This window comes from Corynebacterium halotolerans, assembly GCF_050107895.1.
In the GTDB taxonomy this organism is placed as follows: domain Bacteria; phylum Actinomycetota; class Actinomycetes; order Mycobacteriales; family Mycobacteriaceae; genus Corynebacterium; species Corynebacterium halotolerans_B.
The window spans coordinates 80626-102188 of the sequence record NZ_JBNILW010000011.1; the positions used below are offsets into that span (position 1 = coordinate 80626).

A 21563-nucleotide genomic window follows, 5' to 3' on the forward strand; every position below is an offset into this window, starting at 1 on the left:
TTCGCTCTTCAGCCTTCGGTGTTGAAGATGTCGAGGCCGAGGTACTGGTGGATCGTGGACTTGGTCACCCAGAGAATGCCGAGTAGGACGGCGAAGATGATCACCGCGAAGCAGATGCCGGCGGCCGTCTTGCCGACCGGGCCGGCGTGGTGGGTGACGGTGCCGTCTGCGGTGACCGTCTTCGGCCCGTGAGCCAGACGGATCCCCAGGCCAAAGAGGGCTGGTAGACCTGCCCCGAGCAGGATTCCGACGGCGGTGACCTCGACCAGGCTGCCGAAGAGAGTGCTGAGATTCATTTACTGGTCCTTCTCCGGGAGATCGGCTCCGGGGGCGTTCGGGGTGGTGGAGTGCAGGTGGGGCTGGGTCTGTTCCGGGGTCTGTTCCGGCGCGGCGTCGGCGGCCCGGTCCCAGTCGTCGTTGACATTGCCCGGATCGACGGGGGCCTTGCGGGACTGCCGGTAGATGTATCCGGAGAGGGTGAGCAGCACCGCGAAGGCAACCAGGACCCCGATCAGGTCCGTGGTGACCAGGCCGACGCCATGGGACAACGCCCAGCAGAAGGCGCCGACGAGCGCGGAGGACGGCAGGGTGATGAGCCAGGCCACGGCCATGCGGCCGGCAACTGACCAACGGACCTTGGCGCCGGTGCGTCCGATGCCGGTGCCCATGATGGAACCGGTGGCCACATGCGTGGTGGACAGGGCCATGCCGAAGTGGGAGGAGGTCAGGATGATCGCTGCGGAAGAGGTTTCCGCCGCCATCCCCTGCGGGGAGTCGATCTCCACCAGGCCCTTGCCGAGGGTGCGGATCACCCGCCAACCGCCCATGTAGGTACCCACGGCGATCGCCAGGGCGCAGGCCGCCTTCACCCAGAAGGGGATGTCCGCGTCCTGGCCGACGTAGCCGGTGGCCACCAGGGAGAGGAAGATGACGCCCATGGTTTTCTGGGCGTCATTGGTGCCGTGCGCCAGGGAGACCAGGGAGGCGGAGCCGATCTGGCCCCACCGGAAGTACCGGTTCTTGTCCTTGTCGCCCACCGAGCGGGTGATGGCGTAGACGGCGAAGGTGCCGATGGCGGCGACGAGTCCGGCGACCACCGGTGCGGCCAGGGCGGGGATGATCATCTTGGCCAGCACGCCGTTCCACATCACACCGCCGAAGCCCAATGAGGCGATCGCCGCGCCGATCAACCCACCGAACAGCGCGTGGGAGGAGCTGGAGGGGATTCCGAGCAGCCAGGTCAGTAGATTCCAGACGATTGCGCCGATCAGTCCCGCGAACACGACGAGCAGGAGCTGATGGGCGTCCGCGGTGTCGCCGAGGTCGAATTGTTCGAGATCCACGATGCCCTTGGCGACCGTGGCGGCCACCTCCACCGAGAGGAAGGCGCCGACCAGGTTCAGCCCCGCCGACAAAGCGACAGCGGTCTTCGGTGGGAGTGCGCCGGTGGCGATGGACGTGGCCATCGCATTGCCGGTGTCGTGGAAGCCATTGGTGAAATCGAAGGCGAGCGCCGTGACGATCACGATCAGCAGAATTATCAACTCGGTCACGAATCGTGAGTATGCCCCATTACGGAGCGGGCGCGGTCATCGAAAACCACCGGTGAACTGCCGGAAAAGACCATGGTTCACATACCTCCACCCTATTCGGGGGTGGTGGAGTGTACTGGGTTTCCCGGAAAAATTGGGGATGGCCCACGATTGACGTGCACCTTAATAAAAAAGACGAGGGGGACAGCGCTCCCAACCAAATCTTTTAGCACGCATGTGGACATGGGGAACCAACTACATGAACAGTTGGTGAACTTTGGCCGAGGGCGGGGGAACACCCGGGTCGGACTGCGGCCGGGGAATTTCGCCCTAGCCGCAAGGGCATGAGTTTCTGGTGGTGCGAATCATCCGCACCGCTTTCCGACGCCGCGGGAGTCCTGCTCGAAGACGTCGCCGCCGTCTTCGGGAACCTCAGCGCCGGGCACTCCGACTGTCAGGATCCGCACCGCGGGGACCTGCCCGGGGACGAGGAATATGAGCGGTGCCTGGACCCGGGACGCTTCGAGACCGCGGTTTCCCCGTGGGCGGCTGACTGGCAGCCGCACTGGTCAACGGGCGGAAATTCCTAGTAATAGTAGGGGAACTCGGACCAGTCCGGTTCACGCTTTTCCAGGAAAGACTCCTTGCCCTCCACAGCCTCATCAGTCATGTAGGCCAGGCGGGTGGCCTCCCCGGCGAAGACCTGCTGTCCCATCAGCCCGTCATCGGTCAGGTTGAAGGCGAACTTCAGCATGCGCTGGGCGGTCGGGGACTTGCCGTTGATCTCGCGGGCCATCTGGATGGCCTCGGCCTCCAACTCGCCGTGGTCGGCGACGATGTTGACCGCGCCCATCTGCTGCATCCGCTCCGCGTCGTAGGTGCGCCCCAGGAAGAAGATCTCGCGGGCATTCTTCTGGCCGACCATCTTGGCCAGGTAGGCCGAGCCATAGCCGGCGTCGAAGGAGCCGACATCGGCGTCGGTCTGCTTGAACCTGGCCTCCTGGCGCGAGGCGACCGTCAGGTCACAGACCACGTGCAGTGAGTGCCCGCCACCGGCTGCCCAGCCGTTGACTACCGCGATGACCACCTTCGGCATGGTGCGGATCAGACGCTGGACCTCCAGGATGTGCAGGCGCCCACCCTCGACCTTCGCACGCGCGGCATCGACGGTGGTGGCGTCGGCGTGCGCGTCATCGGAGTCGTGCTCGGTGGCGTACTGGTATCCGGAACGGCCCCGGATCCGCTGGTCGCCACCGGAGCAGAACGCCCAGCCGCCGTCCTTCTCACTGGGGCCGTTGCCGGTCAGCAGGATCGTGCCCACGTCCGGGGTGCGACGGGCGTGGTCGAGGGTCCGGTAGAGCTCGTCAACGGTGTGGGGGCGGAACGCGTTGCGCACCTCCGGGCGGTCGAAGGCGATGCGGACGATGCCGTCGCGGCGTTCGCTGCCTACGTGGCGGTGGTAGGTGATGTCGGTGAGATCGGAAAACCCCTCGACGGTCTTCCACTGGGAAGCGTCGAAGGGCTGGTCGGTGCTGTATCTGCTCATGGGTCATAGCTTAGGCAGGCTGCTTTCAAGGGAGGCAGCTGCCGTGGGACGGGTGATGTGGTCACCCCTTTTCGGCCTCTACCCCGAGCCGGGCGGCGTGTTCGTTGATCTTTCGGGCGAGATCGATATCGCGGCTGGTCAATCCTCCGACGTCATGGCTGGACAAGGTGACGGACACGGCCGGGTAGGTCAGGGCGAGGTCCGGATGGTGGTTGGCCTCCTCCGCCGATTCACCGATGAGATTGACCAGCTTCAGGCCGGTGGCGAAATCACCGGTGGCGAAGCGGACCTGCAGGGTGTCGTCGATCTGGCGCCAACCGTTCAGGTCGGCCTGGTTGATGTCTTCGGTGGTCAGTTTCTGTTTCGGATCGCTCATGACTCCATCCTCCCCGGAAGTGGCGGTGGTCACCACCCCCAAAGGGATGGATATGGCCGTACCCTGGGGCCATGAAGCTCCTGCTGACCTCATTCGGTCATCCGTTGACCGGTGAGTTCGTGACCGGGACGCTGGCCTATGTCCCGGACGCCACCCGTTCCTTCGCGGATCAGACCTTCGTCCATGTGGAACGCGACATGCTCCGCGACCATGGTTTTGATCTGGTGGAGCTGCCGCTGACCGATACCCCGGTAGACGAGGTCGCCCGGGTGCTGGACCACGTGGACGGGGTTTACGTCGCCGGCGGTGAAACCTTTGACCTGCTGTGGGTGCTGCGTTCCACGGGCACCTTCGAGGTGGTGCGTGCAGCGGTCCTGGCGGGTTTACCGTACATCGGGTGCAGCGCGGGATCCGTGATCGCCGGGCCCAGCATCGAACCGGCCAGTCTGCTGGATTCGCCGGCCATCGCGCCGGCGTTGAGCGATTGTCGCGGGCTCGGCCTGATTGACCACGTCATCATCCCGCACGCCGGCGGCAACATCCCGCAGTACCCGATCTCGGTGTTCGCTGAGACAGTGGGGAAGTACGGGGCGGACTGGCCCCTGGTGCTGTTGCGTGACGGTCAGGCCCTGCTCGTCGAAGACTCCGCCATCCGCCTTATCTAGGCTTGAACACATGAACACTGTTTCCGCCGATGAGATCCTCGACCGCGCCCATGTCGTCAGCCTGCCCATGCGGGTGCGCTTCCGCGGAGTGACCACCCGGGAGGCCCTGCTCATCGACGGTCCCGCCGGCTGGGGCGAATTCGCCCCCTTCCTCGAGTACGAACCCGCTGAAGCCGCCAACTGGCTGCGCGCCGGGATCGAGGCTGCCTGGGCTGGTTTCCCCGACCCGCTGCGCGACCACGTCGAGGTCAACGCCACCATCCCCGCTGTCTCCGCCGAGCAGGTTCCGGAGATCCTGGACCGTTACCCGGGCTGCCGCACCATCAAAGTCAAGGTGGCAGAGAAGGGGAAGACGCTTGCGGACGACATCGCCCGCGTCGACGCCGTGCGGGAGGCCCGCCCCGGCGCGGTGATACGGGTGGACGCCAACCGTGGCTGGACCGTCGCGGAGGCGTTGGAAGCTGCCCGGGCACTTGGTCCGTTGGACTACCTGGAGCAGCCCTGCGCAAGCGTGGAGGAGCTGGCGGAGGTTCGCTCGACCCTGCAGCGTTCCGGGATCTTCGTCCGTGTGGCCGCTGATGAATCCATCCGCCGTGCTGATGACCCCTTCAAAGTCGCCGAACTACGTGCCGCCGACGTCGCCGTGGTCAAGGTCGCTCCGCTCGGTGGCGTGCGTCCGCTGCTCGACATCACCGCCAGACTGCGCGCCAGCCAGATGGACGTGACCGTGGCCAGTGCCCTGGATACCGCCGTCGGCATGAACGCCGGTTTCGCCGCCGTGGCCGCCCTGCCGCGTTTCGAGGACGATGACGCACTGGATGTCCCCCCGGCCGCCGCCGGACTGGCCACCGGTTCACTGTTCCTGGCGGATGTGGCCCCCGAGCGGGAGCTGGTGGACGGTTTCATGTCGACGGCGCCGGTGATTCCGGAGCTTTCCCGGGTGGAGGAACTCGCGGCCGCGCCGGATCGGAAGGACTGGTGGTTCCAGCGCGTGCGTGAGGCGCTGAAGTTCATTCAGTAGAAGAGTTCCGGGTGGAATCCCCAGACACCCTGCTCGCGCATGCCCGGAATCTGGCGGGGCGTGCGGCGTAACCCGGAAGTTGCTCTCCGATGTCCCACGGTTCTTCTGATCTGCTCGATGACCTCCTCCGGAATCCGACGAATGCAGATGTCGGTGTAGCGCAGGCCTGCCCAGCCCAGGTGGGTGGCGTGGTTGGTTTTCCACCGATCGATGATGAACGCGTTGTCTACCGGATTATCAGGGCCAGCCGTGTGGAAGATCCGGCTGTCCAGGTCGATCACTGTCGTGCCGTGGGGAAAGCCGATGTCCCAGTGGTAGGGGCCGAGTTTGAAGTTTGCGATGGGGTCGAGACCTGCCTTGCGGAGATCTGCGATGAACAGCCGCTCCATCCGGCTGGAGGCACCGATGACTGTGCGCTTGAGCAAGGGTTCAATGTGTGAGCGTTGTGCCGGAGTCAGCGCCTGCACGTCCGCGTCGAATTGCTGCGCAGCGCGGAGACCGTCATAGTGCGTCTCCAGAAACTTCACCAGTTTCCAGAAATCATGGTCGGGGAATAACTCCGCCACGACAGCGATCGGTGAGGTCACTGCAATACCGTTGATCCGACGCCGAGTACGACGCCGGGAGGGCCGAGCGTGGAGGGCAGCGTTGTGGATGGGGTGCGAGCCGTGGGGAAGGGCCGCCTGGGCTGGTGCGGTGATGGGGACGAGACCATAGATCCCCGCTGCGGTGATTCCGGAGAAGATCAATCCGCGGTGCCGGTGTTGTAGCGCCCGCAGGGCTGTTTCCGGTTCAGGGCGTTGCGCGGTGTAGATGCCGCGACTCAAGCGGTACAGGGTCCCTGCTTCCAGGCGTTTTCTGATTTCATATTTTGAGACGCCGCAGTCCCGAAGCTCCTCAGTCGTCCAGTGCTGTGCCATGTGTCAGATGCCTTCCGCCAGATGTCCGTGCCAACTGATTCGACTGGAGAAGTGGTAGTTCGGCTCCCGAGGGCGACATCCTGAAGGTCAGGAACTGCGGGTCCTTGTCTTTGAGGTTTCCCGAGTGCTGCCGGATTCGTGGGTTTTGTCGGCGGATCACGGGATTCCGGTGAGGTCAGGGAAATCTGGGCGACGGAAGACTCTGGGTGACGGAAGAGCGGTGGGGATCTTTTGGAGGCTTTGAGATTTCCCGAGTGCTGCCGGATTCATGGGTTTTGTCGGCGGAACACGGGATTCCGGTGAGGTTGGGGAAATCCCCGCAGACAAGGAGCCTCAGCCAAAGAGGGGAGAACCAGCACGTTCAACCACAACCCGGGGCGCCCAGACCGAACCCGTAGACTTTGAGCCATGTCGCAACCTGAGTCCATCACTTTCGCTTCCGCTGTCGCGGCCAAGCTCGCCGGCCAGCTCACCGATGTTGTTCTCAGCCCCGGTTCCCGGAACTCCCCGTTGTCGCTCGCTTTGCTGGCGCGCCGGGACATCCGGGTGCATGTCCGTCTGGACGAGCGCAGTGCCGCGTTCCTCGCCCTGGGGATGGCACGGGTGCAGCAGCGGGCTGTCGGGGTGGTCACCACCTCGGGGACTGCGGTGGCCAATTGTCTACCGGCGATGGTGGAGGCGGCGATGTCGCATATCCCGCTCGCGGTGATCAGTGCGGACCGTCCGGCCCGATTGATCGGCACCGGGGCGAGCCAGACCATCGAACAGATGGGGATCTTCGGCACCTACGCGGAAACCACCCAGCTCGCAGACATCAGCGAGGTGGACCAGGTGGACCAGGTCTTCCGCTCCCACCAGCAGGTCCACCTCAACATCGCCTTCGATAACCCCCTGGTGGGCGAGCAGCTCCCGGAGATGGCGGAGCCGCTCCCCGAAGCAACCACGAACCCCGTCCGCCACAACCACCATCTAGACCATGGGGAGGTCCCGCTCGACCTGAGCGAGGAGACCCTGGTCATCGCCGGTGACGAGGCCTGGCGGGTGGAGGGACTGGAGGACGTCCCCACGATCGCGGAGCCCACCGCCCCGACGCCCTACCATCCGATTCATCCCCTGGCCGCCCGGGTATTTTCCCGGGAGCAGGTCGAGGCCAACGAGTATGTGGTCACCACGAAGCCGCGGCAACTGGTGGTGGTGGGGCACCCCACCCTGCACCGCGATGTGCTGGCTCTGATGGCAGACCCGGAGATCAACGTCACGCTGTTGTCGCGTACTCCGCAGTTCACGGATCCCTCCGGCAACGCCAGCCAACGCGGCACCCGCGTCAAAATCTCGGGCCAGCCGTCGAAGCAGTGGCTGAAGATCTGCGATGCGGCCTCGGAAATGGGTGCTGACGCTGTCCGCGACACCCTGGGCCAGGAGGAGTTCGGATTCACCGGACTGCACGTTGCCGCCGCGGTCACCGATGGCCTCGGGACCGGTGACACCCTCGTGCTGGGGTCATCGAATCCGGTCCGGGACGCCAGCCTGACCGGACTGCCCTTCGACGGGGTCGACACCTACTCGGCCCGTGGTGCGGCAGGCATCGACGGCACCGTCTCCCAGGCTGTCGGTGTGGCCCTGGCGGTCCAGGCACTGCATCCGGACGAGATCCGTGCCCCCCGCACCATCGCGTTACTCGGCGACGTCACTTTCCTCCACGACATCAACGGCCTGCAGATCGGACCGGATGAGCGACGCCCCGAGAACCTGACCATCGTGGTGGCCAACGACGACGGTGGCGGCATCTTCGAGACCCTCGAGATCGGTGCGGAGGGGCTGCGTGGCTCCTTTGACCGCGCCTTCGGCACGCCGCACGACGCGGATCTGGCTGACCTGTGCGCCGGCTACGGGGTGGACCATCGTGAGGTGAACACTCTCCAGGAGTTGCATGAAGCGCTTCTGGACACCACCGAGGTCGCCGCCGGTTTCCAGGTGATCGAGGCGCGCACCACCCGGGGAACGCGTCGGGAGCTGCACCAGAAACTGCAGGAACGGGTCGGCCTGTGAGCTCCGCCGCGCAGGTTCCGGTCTACTCGCGCCCGCGGATGCGACGTCGGCTGCACCAGCTGGTGATCGTGCTGTTCACCTTGGCGATGCTGGGGTCGGTGGCCATGGTCGGCGGGCCCTTCCTCAATGACCGTGAGATCGAGTCGGATCCGGGCCGTGCCCTGGCCACGGTCACCGGAGTGGGCATGCTGCGGACGACGGTGGACTACCAGGACGGGGAGGGGCTTTATCATTCGCCGCCCACCGGACTGCTGTACCCGAGCGAGCTGGGGGAGGGACAGCGGGTCTGGGTCAACTATTCGAAGGAGAACCCGGATCTGGTCAAGGTGGAAGGTCGGGAGTGGACCCTGTCCATCATCCCGGCGCTCTCCGTTGCCACGGTGGTCCTGGCGGTGTCCGCGGCCCTCTGGTGGACTGTGAACTTATTCACTCGGACTCGGCGCGTCACAGTGATAACTGATAGAGATTGATGACGGAAGATCTGTTAACCCAAGTTTCTTCTTCCATCAATTTGCTTCTTGGTTTGATTTAGCCTGAACCGGAGATGGTCTTTCGTATGCGAGTTGCGATCGTTGCGGAATCGTTCCTACCCAATGTCAATGGTGTCACCAACTCTGTGCTGCGGGTGCTGGAGCACCTCCACCGCGAGGGACATGAGGCGATGGTGATCGCCCCCGGCGCCCGTGACTTCGAGGAGGAGATCCCGTCCTACCTTGGTTTTGAGATCGTCCGGGTGCCCACCATCAAGGTTCCCCTGGTCAACTCGCTGCCAGTTGGCGTGCCCACGGCTTCGGTGACCCTGGCCCTGCGCAGCTTCCAGCCGGACATCATCCACCTGGCCTCGCCCTTCGTTCTCGGGGGCGCCGGCGCCTTCGCCGCCCGTCAACTGCGGATTCCGGCGGTGGCGCTTTACCAGACCGACGTCGCCGGCTTCTCCACCCGCTACCATCTGGCCGGGCTGTCCCTGGCGATCTGGGAATGGACCCGCACGATCCACAACATGTGCCAGCTGACCCTGGCCCCGTCCTCCCCGGCGATCGCCAAGCTGGAAAAACACGGCATCAACAATGTCCGGCACTGGGGCCGGGGCGTGGACACCGAACGCTTCACTCCGGCCAAGCGCAATCCGGGACTCCGACGCCGGTGGGATCCCAGCGGGCGGAAGTCCATCGTCGGTTTCGTCGGCCGGCTCGCCGCGGAAAAGGGGGTCGAACGCCTGGTGTCGCTGTCGGGGCGGCCGGACATCCAGCTGGTCATCATCGGTGATGGTCCTGAGCGCACCTACCTGGAGGAGCTGCTGCCGGACGCCGTCTTCACCGGCGCGCTGGGCGGTGACAAGCTCGCGGAGGCCTACGCCACGCTGGACCTGTTCGTCCACGCCGGTGAGTTCGAGACCTTCTGTCAGGCCATCCAGGAAGCACAGGCCTCAGGCGTTCCGACCATCGGCCCCGACGCCGGCGGCCCCGTCGACCTGGTCACCGAGGGCTACAACGGTCTGCTTCTCGACGTCGCGACCTTCAGCCAGGATCTGCCCGCGGCCGCCGATTACCTGCTGGCCCCCGAGCGTCACCGGGAGCTGCGCCGCAACGCCCGGGACGGAGTTGCGGACAAGACCTGGGAGGCGCTGGGGGAGCAGCTCCTGGGCTACTACGAGAACGTCCTCGAACAGACTCGCCGGGTGCCGCTGACCTTCTTCGGTCCGCGCCCGGAGCTGCCGCTGTGGGCCGCCCGGGCCTTGGGTGGTCGCTCCTACTGACGTCTCCGGCGGATGCCTTAGACTGGGAAGCTGTGGCTAAGGCATCCCTGGACAAGAAACCCTTCGACGTGGCGACGATGTTCGACGACGTCGGGGAGAAATACGATCTGACTAATACCGTCCTGACGGGCGGGCTGGATCGGGCGTGGCGCCGCCGCACCCGCGAACGTCTGGATCTGAAACCGGGGGAGAAGGTGCTGGACCTGGCGGCGGGCACCGCAGTGTCCACCGTGGAGCTGCAGAAGTCGGGCGCCTGGTGCGTCGCCTGCGACTTCTCCCAGGGGATGTTGGAGGCCGGTCGGCACCGCGACGTGCCCAAGGTGGTGGGGGACGGCATGCAGCTGCCCTTCGCGGACGATACCTTCGACGCGGTGACCATCACCTACGGACTGCGCAACATCCACGACTTCCGGGCGGGACTACGCGAAATGGCCAGGGTCACCCGGCCTGGGGGACGGCTGACCGTCAACGAGTTCTCCACCCCGGTGGTTCCGGTGTTCGGCACAGTGTACAAGCAGTATCTGATGCGGCTGCTGCCGCAGGTGGCGCGCGTGGTCTCCTCCAACCCGGAGGCCTATGAGTATCTGGCGGACTCCATCCGGGAGTGGCCGGACCAGGAGGGGCTGGCGCGGGAGATCAACCGCAACGGCTGGACGGATGCTGGCTGGCAGAACCTGACCTTCGGCATCGTCGCCATGCACTCGGCGGTCAAGCCCTAACCGGCACTCCACAGTGGGGTGTCACGGCGGACCGCGGACATCCCGCGTCCGGCGAGGCGCCAGAGGCGGGCCAGCAGGTCCCGGTCCTCATCGGTGATGAGGTTGCCCATCAGCCGGGCTGCGGCGGGCATGAGGGTGGCTCCCACCGGTCCCCGCAGCCCCAGGGGACCCACCAACGGCAGGAAGTTCGGGTAGGTCAACAAGCGGGCAGCGGTGCGCGCCAGCAGAAACGCCTCGCCGTAGTTCGCCCGCAGCACATCGGGCCACAGCAGGGTGAAATCCTTGCCCTCGTGCAGCAGCTGGACCGCCAGCTCGGCGGTCTCCATGCCGTAGTCGATGCCTTCGCCATTGAGCGCATTCACACATGCCGCCGCATCGCCCAGCAGCATCCAGTTGCGTCCCGCCACATTCGACACCGCGCCGCCCATCGGTAGCAGTGCGGAGGTGATCTCACGGGGCTTACCGAGGGACCAGTCCTCGCGCTGCTGCTCAGCGTAGAACTGCAGCAGCTTCTTGGTGTTGATCTTCGCCGGACGGGCATCGGTGGACAGCGCCCCGCAGCCGAGGTTCACGTCCCCGTCCCCCAGCGGGAAGATCCAGCCGTAACCCGGTTGAATGCCACCGTCCACGTCCCGCAGCTCGACATGCGAGTGCATCCACGGGTCATCGTGCCGCGGCGAGGAGCAGTAGCTGCGCGCCGCGATCCCGTAGACCTCCCCGCGGTGCCACTGCCGACCGAGCAGCTTGCCGAAGGTGGATCGCACACCGTCGGCGACCAGCACATACTTCGCCCGCACGGTAACCTCCACCCCCGCGTGCTTGACGACGACCCCGGCCAGCCGCGCCCCGTCGAACTCGACGTCGGCGGCGGTCGCTCCCTGCCACAGTGAGACGCCGCGCTCGACGGCGGCGTCGACCAGCAGGGCATCGAAGCGCGTGCGCGGCATGGCGGAACCCACGGTGCCGTAGTAGCCGTCAGGCCAGGGAGCGGTGACTGAACCGCCGTAACCGTGCAGCTTGAGGCCGTTGTTGTGGTAGTTTCCGGTGACCCGCTCGGCGAGGCCCAACCGGGTCAGCTGGTGGATGGCGCGGGGCGTCAGACCATCGCCACAGGTCTTGTCGCGGGGGAACGTCGCGGCGTCGATGAGCAGGGTATCGAACCCGGCGTCTGCGGCGTGCAGGGCGGCGGTGGAGCCGGTGGGCCCGGCACCGATCACGAGGACGTCGACATGCTGGTTCTGAACACTCACGGCTACATTGTCGCACTGCAGCCCCGACACGATAGACCCGAGGGTGCCTGCGCGAGGGACTTTGGACTACGGTTAGACCCGAACTCCTACTGGATTATTCCTTCGCCGGTCACCGCCGGGCCGCGGCGGAATCTTAGCTGAGCTGCAAGGACACCCACACATGAGCAACGGTCACACCACCCCGTCACATCCCTCGGGGACCCGGGTGGAACCTCTGCTGGCCGTCAACCCTGCCGGCCAGGTGGAGCTCGGCGACCCCGAGCTCAGCGCGAAGATCACCGTCGGCATGGCCCAGGTGGAAGAACTCATGCAGGGGGAACTGGCCAGTGGGGAGGACTTTCTGGTGGACAAGGTGCTCCACCTGGCACAGGCGGGAGGGAAGCGGTTCCGCCCGATGTTCGCCCTGCTCGCGGCGCAGTACGGTGAGGAAAGCGGCAGTCGCGCCGTCATCAAGGCGGGGGCGGTCGTGGAGATCGTGCACCTGGCGACGCTCTATCACGACGACGTGATGGACGAGGCGGAGCTGCGGCGCGGGGTGGAGTCGGCGAACCAGCGGTGGTCCAACTCGATCGCCATTCTGGCCGGCGATATCCTGTTGGCGCACGCCTCCCAGATCATGTCCGAACTGGGTTCAGCCACCGTCGCCCACTTCGCCGAGACCTTCGGGGAACTGGTGACCGGGCAGATGCGGGAGACCATCGGCCCCCGCGATGAAGACCCCATTGAGCACTACACCAAGGTCATCCAGGAAAAGACCGGTGTGCTGATTGCCTCGGCGGGGTACCTGGGCGCGCTCCACGGCGGGGCCAGCGAGGATCATATCGACGCCCTGCGCCGCTACGGTTCCGCGATCGGCATGATCTTCCAGATCGTCGACGACATCATCGACATCTTCTCCGATCCGGAGGAGTCCGGGAAGACCCCGGGCACCGACCTGCGCGAGGGGGTGTTCACCCTGCCGGTGCTCTACGCCATGGCGGAGGACTCGGTGGTGGGGGCGGAACTGCGGGAACGGCTCACCGGACCGGTGACTGACGACGCCACGGTGGACCGCGTCCTGGAACTGCTCGGCCGTTCCAGTGGTCGGGAGCGAGCGGTTGAGGAGATCAACGGTTACCTGCAGGAGGCCGAGAAGCAGCTCGACCGCCTGCCGCAGAACAACGTCACCGCCGCTCTGCGCAGCCTGGCTGAGTTCTCTGCGCAGAGGCTGGGATAGAGCGCGCCAGCGAGCTGAATTATCCTGCATGACCTGCTGATTTGTTGTTTTCAGTACGGTTCATAGTAGAGTAGTGAATCGCGCCAGACAGTGCGCATGCGCCAGATTGTCCGAGCGGCCAAAGGAAGCGGACTGTAAATCCGCCGGCTTACGCCTTCGAAGGTTCGAATCCTTCATCTGGCACAAAATTGCAACGATGGCACCACTGAGAAGTTTTAGTGGTGCCATCGTTTTTGTTTTTGCTGGGGGCTGACCAGGCAGGGGCAGAGGGGTGCCCCAGCTGAGATCCTCCGGTCCGCCCTGGAGCCGCCCGGGGCGAGCCGAATTCGCTGATTCGCGTGATCGTGGGTCCTGCGCGGCTCGTTCGATCCGGAGACACCTGCAGGGGCTGCAGGTGCTCAGAAGCGGGTCAGCTGAGGCCCGTGGGGCCGGGATCGGGCGGTTGTCCCAGCGGGCGTCGCGGACAGCCCGCAGTTCCACCCGGGCCGCGCCTTTGACCACGTGCCGCGGGGCGGGAATGGGGCGTAGTGGCCGACGCTCCAAAACCCGGTGGAAAGTGCTCCCGGAGCTGATCATAAAAATCTGCCTTCACCTGCCGATTTGTGTTTGAACGAGCAATCGGGTTAATCTCTTTTCAGCTTCAACGGAGCAGGCCGGAACAAACCGGTCCGATTCAGTGTGGAGCTACGCCCCCTTAGCTCAGTCGGTAGAGCGTTTCCATGGTAAGGAAAAGGTCAACAGTTCGATTCTGTTAGGGGGCTCTGTTGTTTGTCTCTGGCGTGGCGACGCTGAGCTGAACACTTGGCGATGTAGCTCAGTTGGTGAGAGCGCACGACTCATAATCGTGAGGTCGAGGGTTCGAACCCCTCCATCGCTACCGGGACAAAGGATCGGCACCGCTACGGTCTGGAACCGTGGTCGGTGCCTTTCATTTTTCCCAACTCCAACAGGGGGCCCGGGTTATCCGGGCAATGATCCCTCTGGTAGGATAGTCTGTGTCGTTTTAAGAAACGGCGCAAAGGGGCGTAGCTCAATTGGCAGAGCAACGGTCTCCAAAACCGTAGGTTGCAGGTTCAAGTCCTGTCGCCCCTGCAAAGTTTTTCTATCTGAGGAGTGCTGTGAGCGAAGATCAGCGGGGCAATGACGGCACCGTCCGTCCCACCGGTAAGCGACAGCTCGCCGGAGTCAGCACCACCTCCAGCTCCTCCTATGAGGCCAAGCGCGTGGCGCCGGAGCCCAAGGGGGATGACTCCCCGGGAGGCGGCGTCAAGACCTTCGTTCCCGAGGTCATCTCTGAGGTGCGCAAGGTCGTCTGGCCCACCGCCCGGCAGATGGTCACCTACACCATCGTGGTCTTCGCCTTCCTCATCATCATGACCGCACTGGTTTCCGGCGTGGACTTCCTGGCCGGAACCGGGGTTGAGGCCGTGCTGGCCCCCTAGGTATACTGAACACTAGATCAAGTTTCATCCCGCCGGATCCGCTCAGGATCGGCGGGATAATTCTTTGCCGAACCAGGTGTCCCCCGCGGGTAACATGGTGGCCAGTCATATCTCGGTCGCCCCGCTGCGGGAGTCACGGACGACCATGAATTAGTTTTGGAGAAACCATGAGCGACGAGAACAACATCACCGAGGAACACGCCGGGGTAGAAGACCTGGACTTCCAGCAGGCCGCCGAGGCCGCCCTGGCGGAAGCCGACGTCAACCGCGAAGCAGATCAGCTCGAGGCCGACCAGGAGGGTGACAGTGCGGGCGAGGCCGTTGACCCGGCTGCCGCCGCCCGCGAGAACCAGGACGCCTCCGTGGAACCCCGGGACGATGCCTCAGCCGCAGCTGCCGCCCTCGGCGACACCTCCGAGGAGGATGCCGAGGCGGCCCACCGGAAGCGCCTGCGCGACTACACCCGTGAGCTCAAGAAGCTCCCCGGCACCTGGTACATCGTGCAGACCTACTCGGGATACGAGAACAAGGTCAAGACCAACGTGGACATGCGCGCCCAGACCCTTGAGGTCGAGGACTCCATCTTTGAGGTCGTCGTCCCGATCGAGCAGGCTGTGGAGATCAAGGACGGCAAGAAGAAGCTCGTCAAGCGTAAGCTGCTCCCGGGTTATGTGCTGGTCCGCATGGACATCAACGACCGCTCCTGGTCGGTTGTCCGTGATACCCCTGGTGTGACCAGCTTCGTGGGTAACGAGGGCAATGCCACTCCGGTCAAGCACCGCGACGTCGCGAAGTTCCTGCTCCCGAAGGAGACGACCCCGGCGGGCGAGGCAGCTTCCGTCAACGCCGAGGGCGAGAAGGTCGTGGCGATGGAGGAGCAGGCCGCGCCGAAGCAGAACATCGACTTCGAGGTCGGCGAAGCCGTCACCATTCTCACGGGTGCGCTCGCCTCGGTGTCCGCCACCATCTCCGAGATCGACCAGGAGACGGGCAAGATCCAGGCTCTGGTTTCCATCTTCGGCCGTGAGACCCCGGTGGAGCTGACCGCCGACCAGGTGGAGAAGCTCACCTAGTTTCCGGGCATCCGCGGAAACGCCCGCCACCAGCTGAGATTTTTGGCTGGTGGCGGGCGTAGGTGTAGGGTTAGACCCCGCATGTCTCCAGGCATGCGGACAAGCATTCATCCCCGGTGGCCGATTCACGTGAAGATCCAGCGTGCCGCTGGTAGCGGGTTCCGGCATCCGGACGGGGAGACGTCAGCATCGTGGCGTACACCCCGGTACCAAGGAAAGTAGGTAATTCGATGGCTCCGAAGAAGAAGGCATCCGGCTTCATCAAGCTGCAGATCGAGGCCGGCCAGGCCAACCCGGCCCCGCCGGTCGGCCCGGCCCTGGGCGCCCATGGTGTCAACATCATGGAATTCTGCAAGGCCTACAACGCCGCCACCGAGAACCAGCGTGGCAACGTGATCCCGGTTGAGATCACCGTCTACGAGGACCGCTCCTTCACCTTCAAGCTGAAGACCCCGCCGGCAGCCAAGCTGCTGCTGAAGGCCGCAGGCATCCAGAAGGGCTCCGGTGTCCCGCACACCGACAAGGTCGGTTCCGTGACGATGGAGCAGATCAAGGAGATCGCGGCCACCAAGAAGGAAGACCTCAACGCCCGCGACATCGACGCCGCCGCGAAGGTCATCGCCGGTACCGCCCGCTCCATGGGCATCAAGGTCGAGGACTAATCCTCCTTACCCATCCGCATAACCGTGGCAGGGCCGGCTCCGGCCCGCACCACAAGATTTCAAGTTAAGGAAATCCGCACATGAGCAAGAACTCCAAGGCTTTCAAGGAAGCGGCCGCCAAGGTCGACCAGAGCCGTCTGTACTCTCCGATCGAGGCTGCGAAGCTGGTCAAGGAGACCTCCTCCAAGAACTACGACGCCGGCATCGACGTCGCCATCCGCCTGGGTGTCGACCCTCGCAAGGCCGACCAGCTGGTCCGCGGCACCGTCTCCCTGCCGAACGGCACCGGTAAGACCGTGCGCGTCGCCGTCTTCGCCGCCGGAGAGAAGGCCACCGAGGCAGAGGAAGCCGGTGCTGACTTCGTCGGCACCGACGAGCTGGTGGAGCGCGTCCAGGGCGGCTGGACCGACTTCGACGTCGCCATCGCCACCCCGGACCAGATGGCCAAGATCGGCCGTATCGCCCGCGTCCTGGGCCCCCGCGGCCTGATGCCGAACCCGAAGACCGGCACCGTCTCCAACGACGTCGCCAAGGCTGTCCAGGAAGTCAAGGGCGGCAAGATCTCCTTCCGCGTGGACAAGGCCTCCAACCTGCACGCCAGCCTGGGCAAGGCCTCCTTCGACGAGAAGGCCATCGCCGAGAACTACGGTGCACTCATCGATGAGCTGAACCGCATCAAGCCTTCCTCCTCCAAGGGCATCTACCTGCAGAAGGTCACCGTCTCCTCCACCACCGGCCCGGGCATCCCGGTCGACCCGTCGGTGCAGAAGAACTTCACCGGTGAAGCCTAAGCTTCGCTCCGCAGCAACGACTGCTTGACGACGCCCCGCCTCCCCTCCAGGGAGGCGGGGCGTCGGCGTTGTTGCACGTTGCACAAGGTGCCCACGCATGATCCGACAGGGTGGCGGATCATGGGGGAGAAGCGAGAACGAACCCCTCCAGGAGGTCTCACGGTGACACCCCCACACTTTGCCGAGCCGCAGCTTCCGCCCGGGAAGTCCGTACCCCGCGCCGTCATTGTGGGGGCCGGGCCGAACGGTCTCGCCGCGGCAGCCTGGCTGGCGCGCGCGGGCTGGGAGGTGGATGTCTTCGAGCGCGGGGACAGCCCGGGTGGGGCGGCGGCATCGGCTGACGTACTCGGCGCGGGGACCATCGTCGACCTGGGGGCAGCGGCCCATCCCTTCGGTGTCGCCAGTCCGGTGTTCCGGGAGCTGGAGTTGGCGGACCACGGGCTGGAGTGGCTGCACTCGGACTACCCGATGGCACACCCGCTGGAGGACCAACCCGCGGCGTTGCTGCACCGCTCCCTGACAGCCACGGCCGCCGGCCTGGGACGGGATGGTGCAGCGTGGAAACGGGTGCACGGGCACCTGGTCCGAAACATCGACGATCATCTGGACAACCTCCTGGGGCCGATGCTGCGCTGGCCGCAACACCCGTTCCGCATGGCCCAGTTCGGAGCTCTCGCGGCACTGCCGGCCACGGCGACGGGGAAGGCGCTGTTCTCCGGGGAGGCCGCACGGGCACTCTTCGCCGGCTCGGCCGTGCACGCGCTCCTGCCACCGGGCCGTCCCTTCACGTCGGCCTTCGGCATGCTCTTCGGGGCGCTGGGCATGAGTCGCGGCTGGCCGGTGGCGCGCGGTGGCACCCAGGCGGTCGTCGATGCGCTGGTGTCCGTCGTGACTTCGCAGGGTGGACGGATCCACACGGGAGTGGAGGTCAGGGACCTGCGGGCGCTGCCCGCGGCGGAGGCCACCATCCTCAATCTCACCCCCGCGCAGGTGCTGCGCCTGGAGCACACTGACCTGCCACCGCGGGTGCGCCGCCGGCTCGCCGGGTGGACCTACGGCCCCGGCGTGTTCAAGGTCGATTACCTGCTGGACGGGCCCGTTCCCTGGGCCGATCCCCGGGTCGGCTCGGCGACGACGGTGCACGTCGCGGGCAGCGTCGGAGAGATTCAGGCTGCCGAGGAGGCGGCCGCGCGGGGCCGCCTCCCGGAGCGGCCCTTCGTCATGGTCTGCCAGCAGCAGGCGGCCGATCCCACCCGGACGTCGGGACCAGCTGCGGGGACACAGGTCCTGTGGACCTACGCACACGTACCCAACGGGTACCGGGAACCCCGGCCGGGCCTGGTGGCCGGGTTGATCGAGCAACAGATTGAGCGTTTCGCCCCGGGTCTCCGTGACCGCGTCAGTCACCGCGTACAGCACAGCCCCGATGAGCTGTCGGCCTGGAACCCCAACCTCATCGGCGGTGACATCGCCGGCGGTGGAATGGGTGGACTGCAGCTGCTGCTCCGGCCCGGGCTGACCGCGGATCCCTACCGGCTCGGCGGGGGAGGCCTCTACCTGGCCTCCGGGGCCACGCCACCCGGGGCCGGCGTCCACGGGGTTCCCGGGGCGAACGCCGCCCGCGCCGCGATCCACGACGTGGGGAAGACCGCCAGTGGTTCCGGGCACCGGAACGGTCGTCACTGACCGTGGCCGGTCCACCTGCTGGGGCCGGCGGCCCCCAGTGGTGCTGCCCGGCCCACCTGTGGTCACCGCCAGCGGCGATTTGGCGGCTGCCCGGGTTGTGGTATAGAGTCAGCAACCGAAGTTTGAACGGCCCACTTTGGGGCTGAGCTCAAGGTTCACCGAAGACCGTCGGTCATCCGGATTTTCCGGATCGAAGGTGTCCAGGAAACTGGATCGGCCCACGCAGGAGACACTTGCACGCTGAAATTCCCTCGCTTGTTCGAGTGGTTGATGCGCCCTGTGCTTCTGCACGGGGCTTTTTTGATGGGTTTCATCCCCTCGGAAGAGCTCCGGCGGACAATCTCATACAAGACGTTAAGAGGAAGGAGGCGAAGTAATGGCAAACCCGAAGAACCAGGCAGACCTTGCCGCACTGAAGAACCGGTTCGCTGAGGCATCCAGTGTCGTGCTGACTGAGTACCGCGGCCTGTCGGTGGCTCAGACCACGGAGCTGCGTCGCGAGCTTGGTAACGATGTCCAGTACTCCGTCGCCAAGAACACCCTTGTCAAGCTGGCGGCTCAGGACGCCGGCATCGAGGGCCTTGACGATCTCCTGACCGGCCCGACCGCCGTCGCTTTCATCAAGGGCGAGGCTGTCGACGCCGCCAAGGTGCTCAAGAAGTTCGCCAAGGACAACGAGGCTCTCGTTGTCAAGGGCGGCTACATGGACGGCAACGCTCTGTCTGCCGACCAGGTCAAGGCAATCGCTGATCTCGACAACCGCGAGACCACGCTGGCCAAGCTGGCTGGCGCGATGAAGGGCAACCTGGCGAAGGCTGCTGGCGCATTCAACGCTCCCGCTACGAAGCTCGCTCGCCTGGCACAGGCGCTCGAGGAAAAGAAGCAGGACGCCTAAGTCGTACTGCCGCGAGGCATACGCACCCCACGCTTTATCTCAATTTCAACCCGGGCCCGGTCCTTCCGGCCCACACAGAAAGGATGGCCATCATGGCTAAGCTCACCAAGGACGAGCTCATCGAGGCTTTCAAGGAAATGACCCTCATCGAGCTCTCTGAGTTCGTCAAGGAATTCGAAGAGGTCTTCGACGTCGAGGCTGCTGCCCCGGTCGCCGTTGCTGCAGGTGCCCCGGCCGGCGGCGAGGCTGCCGCTGCTGAGGAGCAGACCGAGTTCGACGTCGTGCTCGAGGATGCCGGCGCCAAGAAGATCGGCGTGATCAAGGCTGTCCGCGAGCTCGTCTCCGGCCTGGGCCTGAAGGAAGCCAAGGAGCTCGTCGAGTCCGCTCCGAAGGCCATCCTCGAGGGTGCTTCCAAGGAAGACGCCGAGGCTGCCAAGGCCAAGCTGGAAGAGGCTGGCGCCACCGCTTCCCTGAAGTAGTCGTTTCGCTCCCAGGAGCGAGATGAGTTTCCCCGCACCCCGTCCCACCGTTATCGGTGGCGGCGGGGTGCGTTGCGTTCCGCCCCCGAATCGTCCGGGGCGGCGGGGTGAACGAGCCGGGGTGAGTGGGGCACTGGCTCGGTCTCGCGAAAGGGGTACCTCGTACCCCGAGGTTCTCCGGCGGGCATGATCCAGAACCTGGATGTTGCTTTCCCCGCAGCCGGGACATCGTCTACGCTGGCCCACTTACGCCACCCCGTAAGGGGAGGGGCGCAGGCAGCTGGCCCGACGCGATCCGACCAGCCTCTGGAGCCGCCACCCGTGAAGCGGGCCCCACCCGGCTGCCTTCCCGTAGCCACACACAGCCTGACATCACCCGGTTCCCAGCAGTTCCGGTTTGTTGCTCAGCTTCGGCTCATACGGGAACCGCTGTGGAGAAGACCGCCGCCCATCCCAGCGGTGTTGAATGATCAGCGGGCAGACGGCAGGTAACATCTTGACCATGCTGCCGAAGTCCCGTGTCTTTTCCGCCCTCGTCCTCGGACTTGGTGTCGCACTCGTGGTGGCGGGACTGCTGGCTCCCCGCTTCTTCCACGTGGACGGCCGCCTCCCGATGGATCTCCAGGAGGCCACCTTCACCGTCACCGACGATCAGGCGCAGACCCGGCTGATGTCGGGCCCCGATGGCCGGGTGCTGGAATCTCCCGTGACCCGGCAGATGCACCTGGAGATCCAGAACCCCTCCGATGCTGATTCGGCGACCGTCCGGGTGGGTACCTCGGTCGCCCGGGAGAATCAGCAGAGCGATCTGGACCGACTGATTTCCGCGGAGGTCTGGAACTACCGCATCGACCGGACCACCGGTGAGGCGCTGACCCCGGCCACGGTCACCGACCAGCTTGCCTCGCCCACCATTGAAGTGCCGGTCGACAGCCTGTGGGTGAAATTCCCGTCCGGGGCGGAGCAGACCACGTACGAGGTGTTCGACCAGACCCTGCGGCAGGCCCGGCCCGCGGTGTTCGCGGAAGAGGTCGAGATCGACGGCCACACGGTGTACCGCTACCGACAGGACATCGAGCCCACGAACGTCCGGCAGCTGTACCCCGGGATCTTCAACGAAACCACCTTTGAAACCGAGGAGGGGGGACAGGAGCGCGGTTTCCTCTTCCATAGCGTGCAGCGGGACTTCTTCGTCGAACCGAACTCCGGGATGATCGTGGACATCCACGAAAACATCAGCGACTACTACGGTACGGCGGACGGCCAGTCCCGGGAGACGGTGCTCGAGTTCGACGGGCAGATGTCGGCGGAGCAGGTTTCAGAGCGGATCACCCAGGCCGCCGAGGTGCCGCACCAGTCCACCGCGCAACTGATCCGGTGGGTTACCGTGGGAATCGGAGCGGTACTCATGCTGCTCGGCATCGCCGGCGCATTCGGATTATTCGGCCGTCGGGATTCCCGGTAGCCCGAGGTAGGTGGTACAGT

General features: G+C 65.3%; 22 protein-coding genes and 4 tRNA genes. 20 read left to right on the forward strand and 6 right to left on the reverse strand.

Annotation, left to right across the window (positions count from 1 at the left end; genetic code table 11):
* Positions 1-8 precede the first annotated feature (8 nt).
* Both ACQCVD_RS11495 and ACQCVD_RS11500 read right to left on the reverse strand, forming a co-directional pair.
* Entirely contained in the window at positions 9-296 is a 288-nt protein-coding gene (locus tag ACQCVD_RS11495; RefSeq protein WP_426823904.1) for a hypothetical protein, read from the reverse strand.
* Entirely contained in the window at positions 297-1553 is a 1257-nt protein-coding gene (locus ACQCVD_RS11500) for an anion permease (protein WP_426823905.1), read from the reverse strand. It lies immediately after the preceding gene.
* Positions 1554-1876: 323 nt separating this feature from the next.
* Between ACQCVD_RS11500 and ACQCVD_RS11505 the strand changes: the two genes are divergently transcribed.
* Complete coding sequence (locus ACQCVD_RS11505; protein WP_426823906.1) at positions 1877-2122, forward strand: hypothetical protein; 246 nt, start codon at positions 1877-1879, stop codon at positions 2120-2122.
* Here ACQCVD_RS11505 and ACQCVD_RS11510 read toward each other — a convergent pair.
* Entirely contained in the window at positions 2119-3078 is a 960-nt protein-coding gene (locus tag ACQCVD_RS11510) for a 1,4-dihydroxy-2-naphthoyl-CoA synthase (protein ID WP_426823907.1), read from the reverse strand. The two genes, ACQCVD_RS11505 and ACQCVD_RS11510, sit on opposite strands and share 4 nt — an antisense overlap.
* A gap of 61 nt (positions 3079-3139) precedes the next feature.
* Entirely contained in the window at positions 3140-3454 is a 315-nt protein-coding gene (locus tag ACQCVD_RS11515) for a 4a-hydroxytetrahydrobiopterin dehydratase (RefSeq protein WP_426823908.1), read from the reverse strand.
* Positions 3455-3525: 71 nt separating this feature from the next.
* Here ACQCVD_RS11515 and ACQCVD_RS11520 point away from each other — a divergent pair, with 71 nt between their 5' ends.
* Together ACQCVD_RS11520 and ACQCVD_RS11525 are read left to right on the forward strand one after the other, a co-directional pair.
* Positions 3526-4119: a Type 1 glutamine amidotransferase-like domain-containing protein gene (locus ACQCVD_RS11520; protein ID WP_426823909.1), complete on the forward strand. Its 594-nt coding sequence runs from the start codon at positions 3526-3528 to the stop codon at positions 4117-4119.
* Between the two features lie 10 nt (positions 4120-4129).
* The gene (locus ACQCVD_RS11525; RefSeq protein WP_426823910.1) at positions 4130-5140 is read left to right on the forward strand and encodes an o-succinylbenzoate synthase; all 1011 of its coding nucleotides are present in this window, start codon (positions 4130-4132) and stop codon (positions 5138-5140) included.
* Here ACQCVD_RS11525 and ACQCVD_RS11530 read toward each other — a convergent pair.
* Complete coding sequence (locus ACQCVD_RS11530; protein ID WP_426823911.1) at positions 5134-6060, reverse strand: type IV toxin-antitoxin system AbiEi family antitoxin domain-containing protein; 927 nt, start codon at positions 6058-6060, stop codon at positions 5134-5136. The genes ACQCVD_RS11525 and ACQCVD_RS11530 overlap by 7 nt on opposite strands.
* Positions 6061-6468: 408 nt before the next feature.
* On the opposite strand from ACQCVD_RS11530, the gene menD reads away from it, so the two are divergent.
* From menD to ACQCVD_RS11550, 4 genes are all read left to right on the forward strand, one after another.
* Entirely contained in the window at positions 6469-8109 is a 1641-nt protein-coding gene (gene menD, locus ACQCVD_RS11535; RefSeq protein WP_426823912.1) for a 2-succinyl-5-enolpyruvyl-6-hydroxy-3-cyclohexene-1-carboxylic-acid synthase, read from the forward strand.
* 38 nt (positions 8110-8147) lie between these two features.
* On the forward strand, positions 8148-8579 hold the full coding sequence (locus tag ACQCVD_RS11540; RefSeq protein WP_426823930.1) for a DUF3592 domain-containing protein: 432 nt from the start codon (positions 8148-8150) through the stop codon (positions 8577-8579).
* Between the two features lie 86 nt (positions 8580-8665).
* Entirely contained in the window at positions 8666-9865 is a 1200-nt protein-coding gene (locus tag ACQCVD_RS11545) for a glycosyltransferase family 4 protein (RefSeq protein ID WP_426823913.1), read from the forward strand.
* Positions 9866-9897: 32 nt separating this feature from the next.
* Complete coding sequence (locus tag ACQCVD_RS11550) at positions 9898-10584, forward strand: demethylmenaquinone methyltransferase (RefSeq protein WP_426823914.1); 687 nt, start codon at positions 9898-9900, stop codon at positions 10582-10584.
* Here ACQCVD_RS11550 and ACQCVD_RS11555 read toward each other — a convergent pair.
* A complete protein-coding gene (locus ACQCVD_RS11555; RefSeq protein WP_426823915.1) occupies positions 10581-11834 on the reverse strand; it encodes a geranylgeranyl reductase family protein in 1254 nt (417 codons plus the stop codon). The two genes, ACQCVD_RS11550 and ACQCVD_RS11555, sit on opposite strands and share 4 nt — an antisense overlap.
* A gap of 160 nt (positions 11835-11994) precedes the next feature.
* Here ACQCVD_RS11555 and ACQCVD_RS11560 point away from each other — a divergent pair, with 160 nt between their 5' ends.
* The 13 genes from ACQCVD_RS11560 (at position 11995) to ACQCVD_RS11620 (ending at position 21543) form a co-directional block, all read left to right on the forward strand.
* Positions 11995-13050 (forward strand): polyprenyl synthetase family protein, encoded by a 1056-nt coding sequence (locus ACQCVD_RS11560; protein WP_426823916.1) that lies wholly within the window; start codon positions 11995-11997, stop codon positions 13048-13050.
* A gap of 100 nt (positions 13051-13150) precedes the next feature.
* Positions 13151-13233 (forward strand) — tRNA-Tyr (locus ACQCVD_RS11565).
* 505 nt (positions 13234-13738) lie between these two features.
* A tRNA-Thr gene (locus ACQCVD_RS11570) sits at positions 13739-13811 on the forward strand.
* Positions 13812-13853: 42 nt separating this feature from the next.
* A tRNA-Met gene (locus ACQCVD_RS11575) sits at positions 13854-13927 on the forward strand.
* A 142-nt stretch (positions 13928-14069) separates the two neighbouring features.
* Positions 14070-14142, forward strand: a tRNA-Trp gene (locus ACQCVD_RS11580).
* Between the two features lie 26 nt (positions 14143-14168).
* On the forward strand, positions 14169-14492 hold the full coding sequence (gene secE, locus ACQCVD_RS11585; protein WP_426823917.1) for a preprotein translocase subunit SecE: 324 nt from the start codon (positions 14169-14171) through the stop codon (positions 14490-14492).
* Positions 14493-14659: 167 nt separating this feature from the next.
* Positions 14660-15565 carry a transcription termination/antitermination protein NusG gene (gene nusG, locus ACQCVD_RS11590; protein WP_426823918.1) on the forward strand — a complete coding sequence of 302 codons (906 nt, stop codon included), beginning with the start codon at positions 14660-14662 and terminating at the stop codon, positions 15563-15565.
* A gap of 230 nt (positions 15566-15795) precedes the next feature.
* Positions 15796-16227 (forward strand): 50S ribosomal protein L11, encoded by a 432-nt coding sequence (rplK, locus tag ACQCVD_RS11595; protein WP_426823919.1) that lies wholly within the window; start codon positions 15796-15798, stop codon positions 16225-16227.
* 80 nt (positions 16228-16307) lie between these two features.
* Positions 16308-17018, forward strand: a complete 711-nt coding sequence (gene rplA / locus ACQCVD_RS11600; protein ID WP_426823920.1) for a 50S ribosomal protein L1 — start codon at positions 16308-16310, stop codon at positions 17016-17018.
* A gap of 162 nt (positions 17019-17180) precedes the next feature.
* Positions 17181-18704: a phytoene desaturase family protein gene (locus ACQCVD_RS11605; RefSeq protein WP_426823921.1), complete on the forward strand. Its 1524-nt coding sequence runs from the start codon at positions 17181-17183 to the stop codon at positions 18702-18704.
* 376 nt (positions 18705-19080) lie between these two features.
* Positions 19081-19599: a 50S ribosomal protein L10 gene (gene rplJ / locus ACQCVD_RS11610; protein WP_426823922.1), complete on the forward strand. Its 519-nt coding sequence runs from the start codon at positions 19081-19083 to the stop codon at positions 19597-19599.
* A 92-nt stretch (positions 19600-19691) separates the two neighbouring features.
* The gene (gene rplL / locus ACQCVD_RS11615) at positions 19692-20078 is read left to right on the forward strand and encodes a 50S ribosomal protein L7/L12 (protein ID WP_426823923.1); all 387 of its coding nucleotides are present in this window, start codon (positions 19692-19694) and stop codon (positions 20076-20078) included.
* 502 nt (positions 20079-20580) lie between these two features.
* A complete protein-coding gene (locus ACQCVD_RS11620) occupies positions 20581-21543 on the forward strand; it encodes a DUF3068 domain-containing protein (protein WP_426823924.1) in 963 nt (320 codons plus the stop codon).
* Positions 21544-21563 lie beyond the last annotated feature (20 nt).

Bases quoted from the DNA above. Each gene is read 5' to 3' on its own strand.
- ACQCVD_RS11495 (WP_426823904.1), bottom strand. From the start codon at position 296: ATGAATCTCAGCACTCTCTTCGGCAGCCTGGTCGAGGTCACCGCCGTC.
- ACQCVD_RS11505 (WP_426823906.1), top strand. From the start codon at position 1,877: ATGAGTTTCTGGTGGTGCGAATCATCCGCACCGCTTTCCGACGCCGCG.
- ACQCVD_RS11510 (WP_426823907.1), bottom strand. From the start codon at position 3,078: ATGAGCAGATACAGCACCGACCAGCCCTTCGACGCTTCCCAGTGGAAG.
- ACQCVD_RS11515 (WP_426823908.1), bottom strand. From the start codon at position 3,454: ATGAGCGATCCGAAACAGAAACTGACCACCGAAGACATCAACCAGGCC.
- ACQCVD_RS11520 (WP_426823909.1), top strand. From the start codon at position 3,526: ATGAAGCTCCTGCTGACCTCATTCGGTCATCCGTTGACCGGTGAGTTC.
- ACQCVD_RS11525 (WP_426823910.1), top strand. From the start codon at position 4,130: ATGAACACTGTTTCCGCCGATGAGATCCTCGACCGCGCCCATGTCGTC.
- ACQCVD_RS11530 (WP_426823911.1), bottom strand. From the start codon at position 6,060: ATGGCACAGCACTGGACGACTGAGGAGCTTCGGGACTGCGGCGTCTCA.
- menD (WP_426823912.1), top strand. From the start codon at position 6,469: ATGTCGCAACCTGAGTCCATCACTTTCGCTTCCGCTGTCGCGGCCAAG.
- ACQCVD_RS11540 (WP_426823930.1), top strand. From the start codon at position 8,148: ATGCGACGTCGGCTGCACCAGCTGGTGATCGTGCTGTTCACCTTGGCG.
- ACQCVD_RS11545 (WP_426823913.1), top strand. From the start codon at position 8,666: ATGCGAGTTGCGATCGTTGCGGAATCGTTCCTACCCAATGTCAATGGT.
- ACQCVD_RS11560 (WP_426823916.1), top strand. From the start codon at position 11,995: ATGAGCAACGGTCACACCACCCCGTCACATCCCTCGGGGACCCGGGTG.
- nusG (WP_426823918.1), top strand. From the start codon at position 14,660: ATGAGCGACGAGAACAACATCACCGAGGAACACGCCGGGGTAGAAGAC.
- rplK (WP_426823919.1), top strand. From the start codon at position 15,796: ATGGCTCCGAAGAAGAAGGCATCCGGCTTCATCAAGCTGCAGATCGAG.
- rplA (WP_426823920.1), top strand. From the start codon at position 16,308: ATGAGCAAGAACTCCAAGGCTTTCAAGGAAGCGGCCGCCAAGGTCGAC.
- rplJ (WP_426823922.1), top strand. From the start codon at position 19,081: ATGGCAAACCCGAAGAACCAGGCAGACCTTGCCGCACTGAAGAACCGG.
- rplL (WP_426823923.1), top strand. From the start codon at position 19,692: ATGGCTAAGCTCACCAAGGACGAGCTCATCGAGGCTTTCAAGGAAATG.
- ACQCVD_RS11620 (WP_426823924.1), top strand. From the start codon at position 20,581: ATGCTGCCGAAGTCCCGTGTCTTTTCCGCCCTCGTCCTCGGACTTGGT.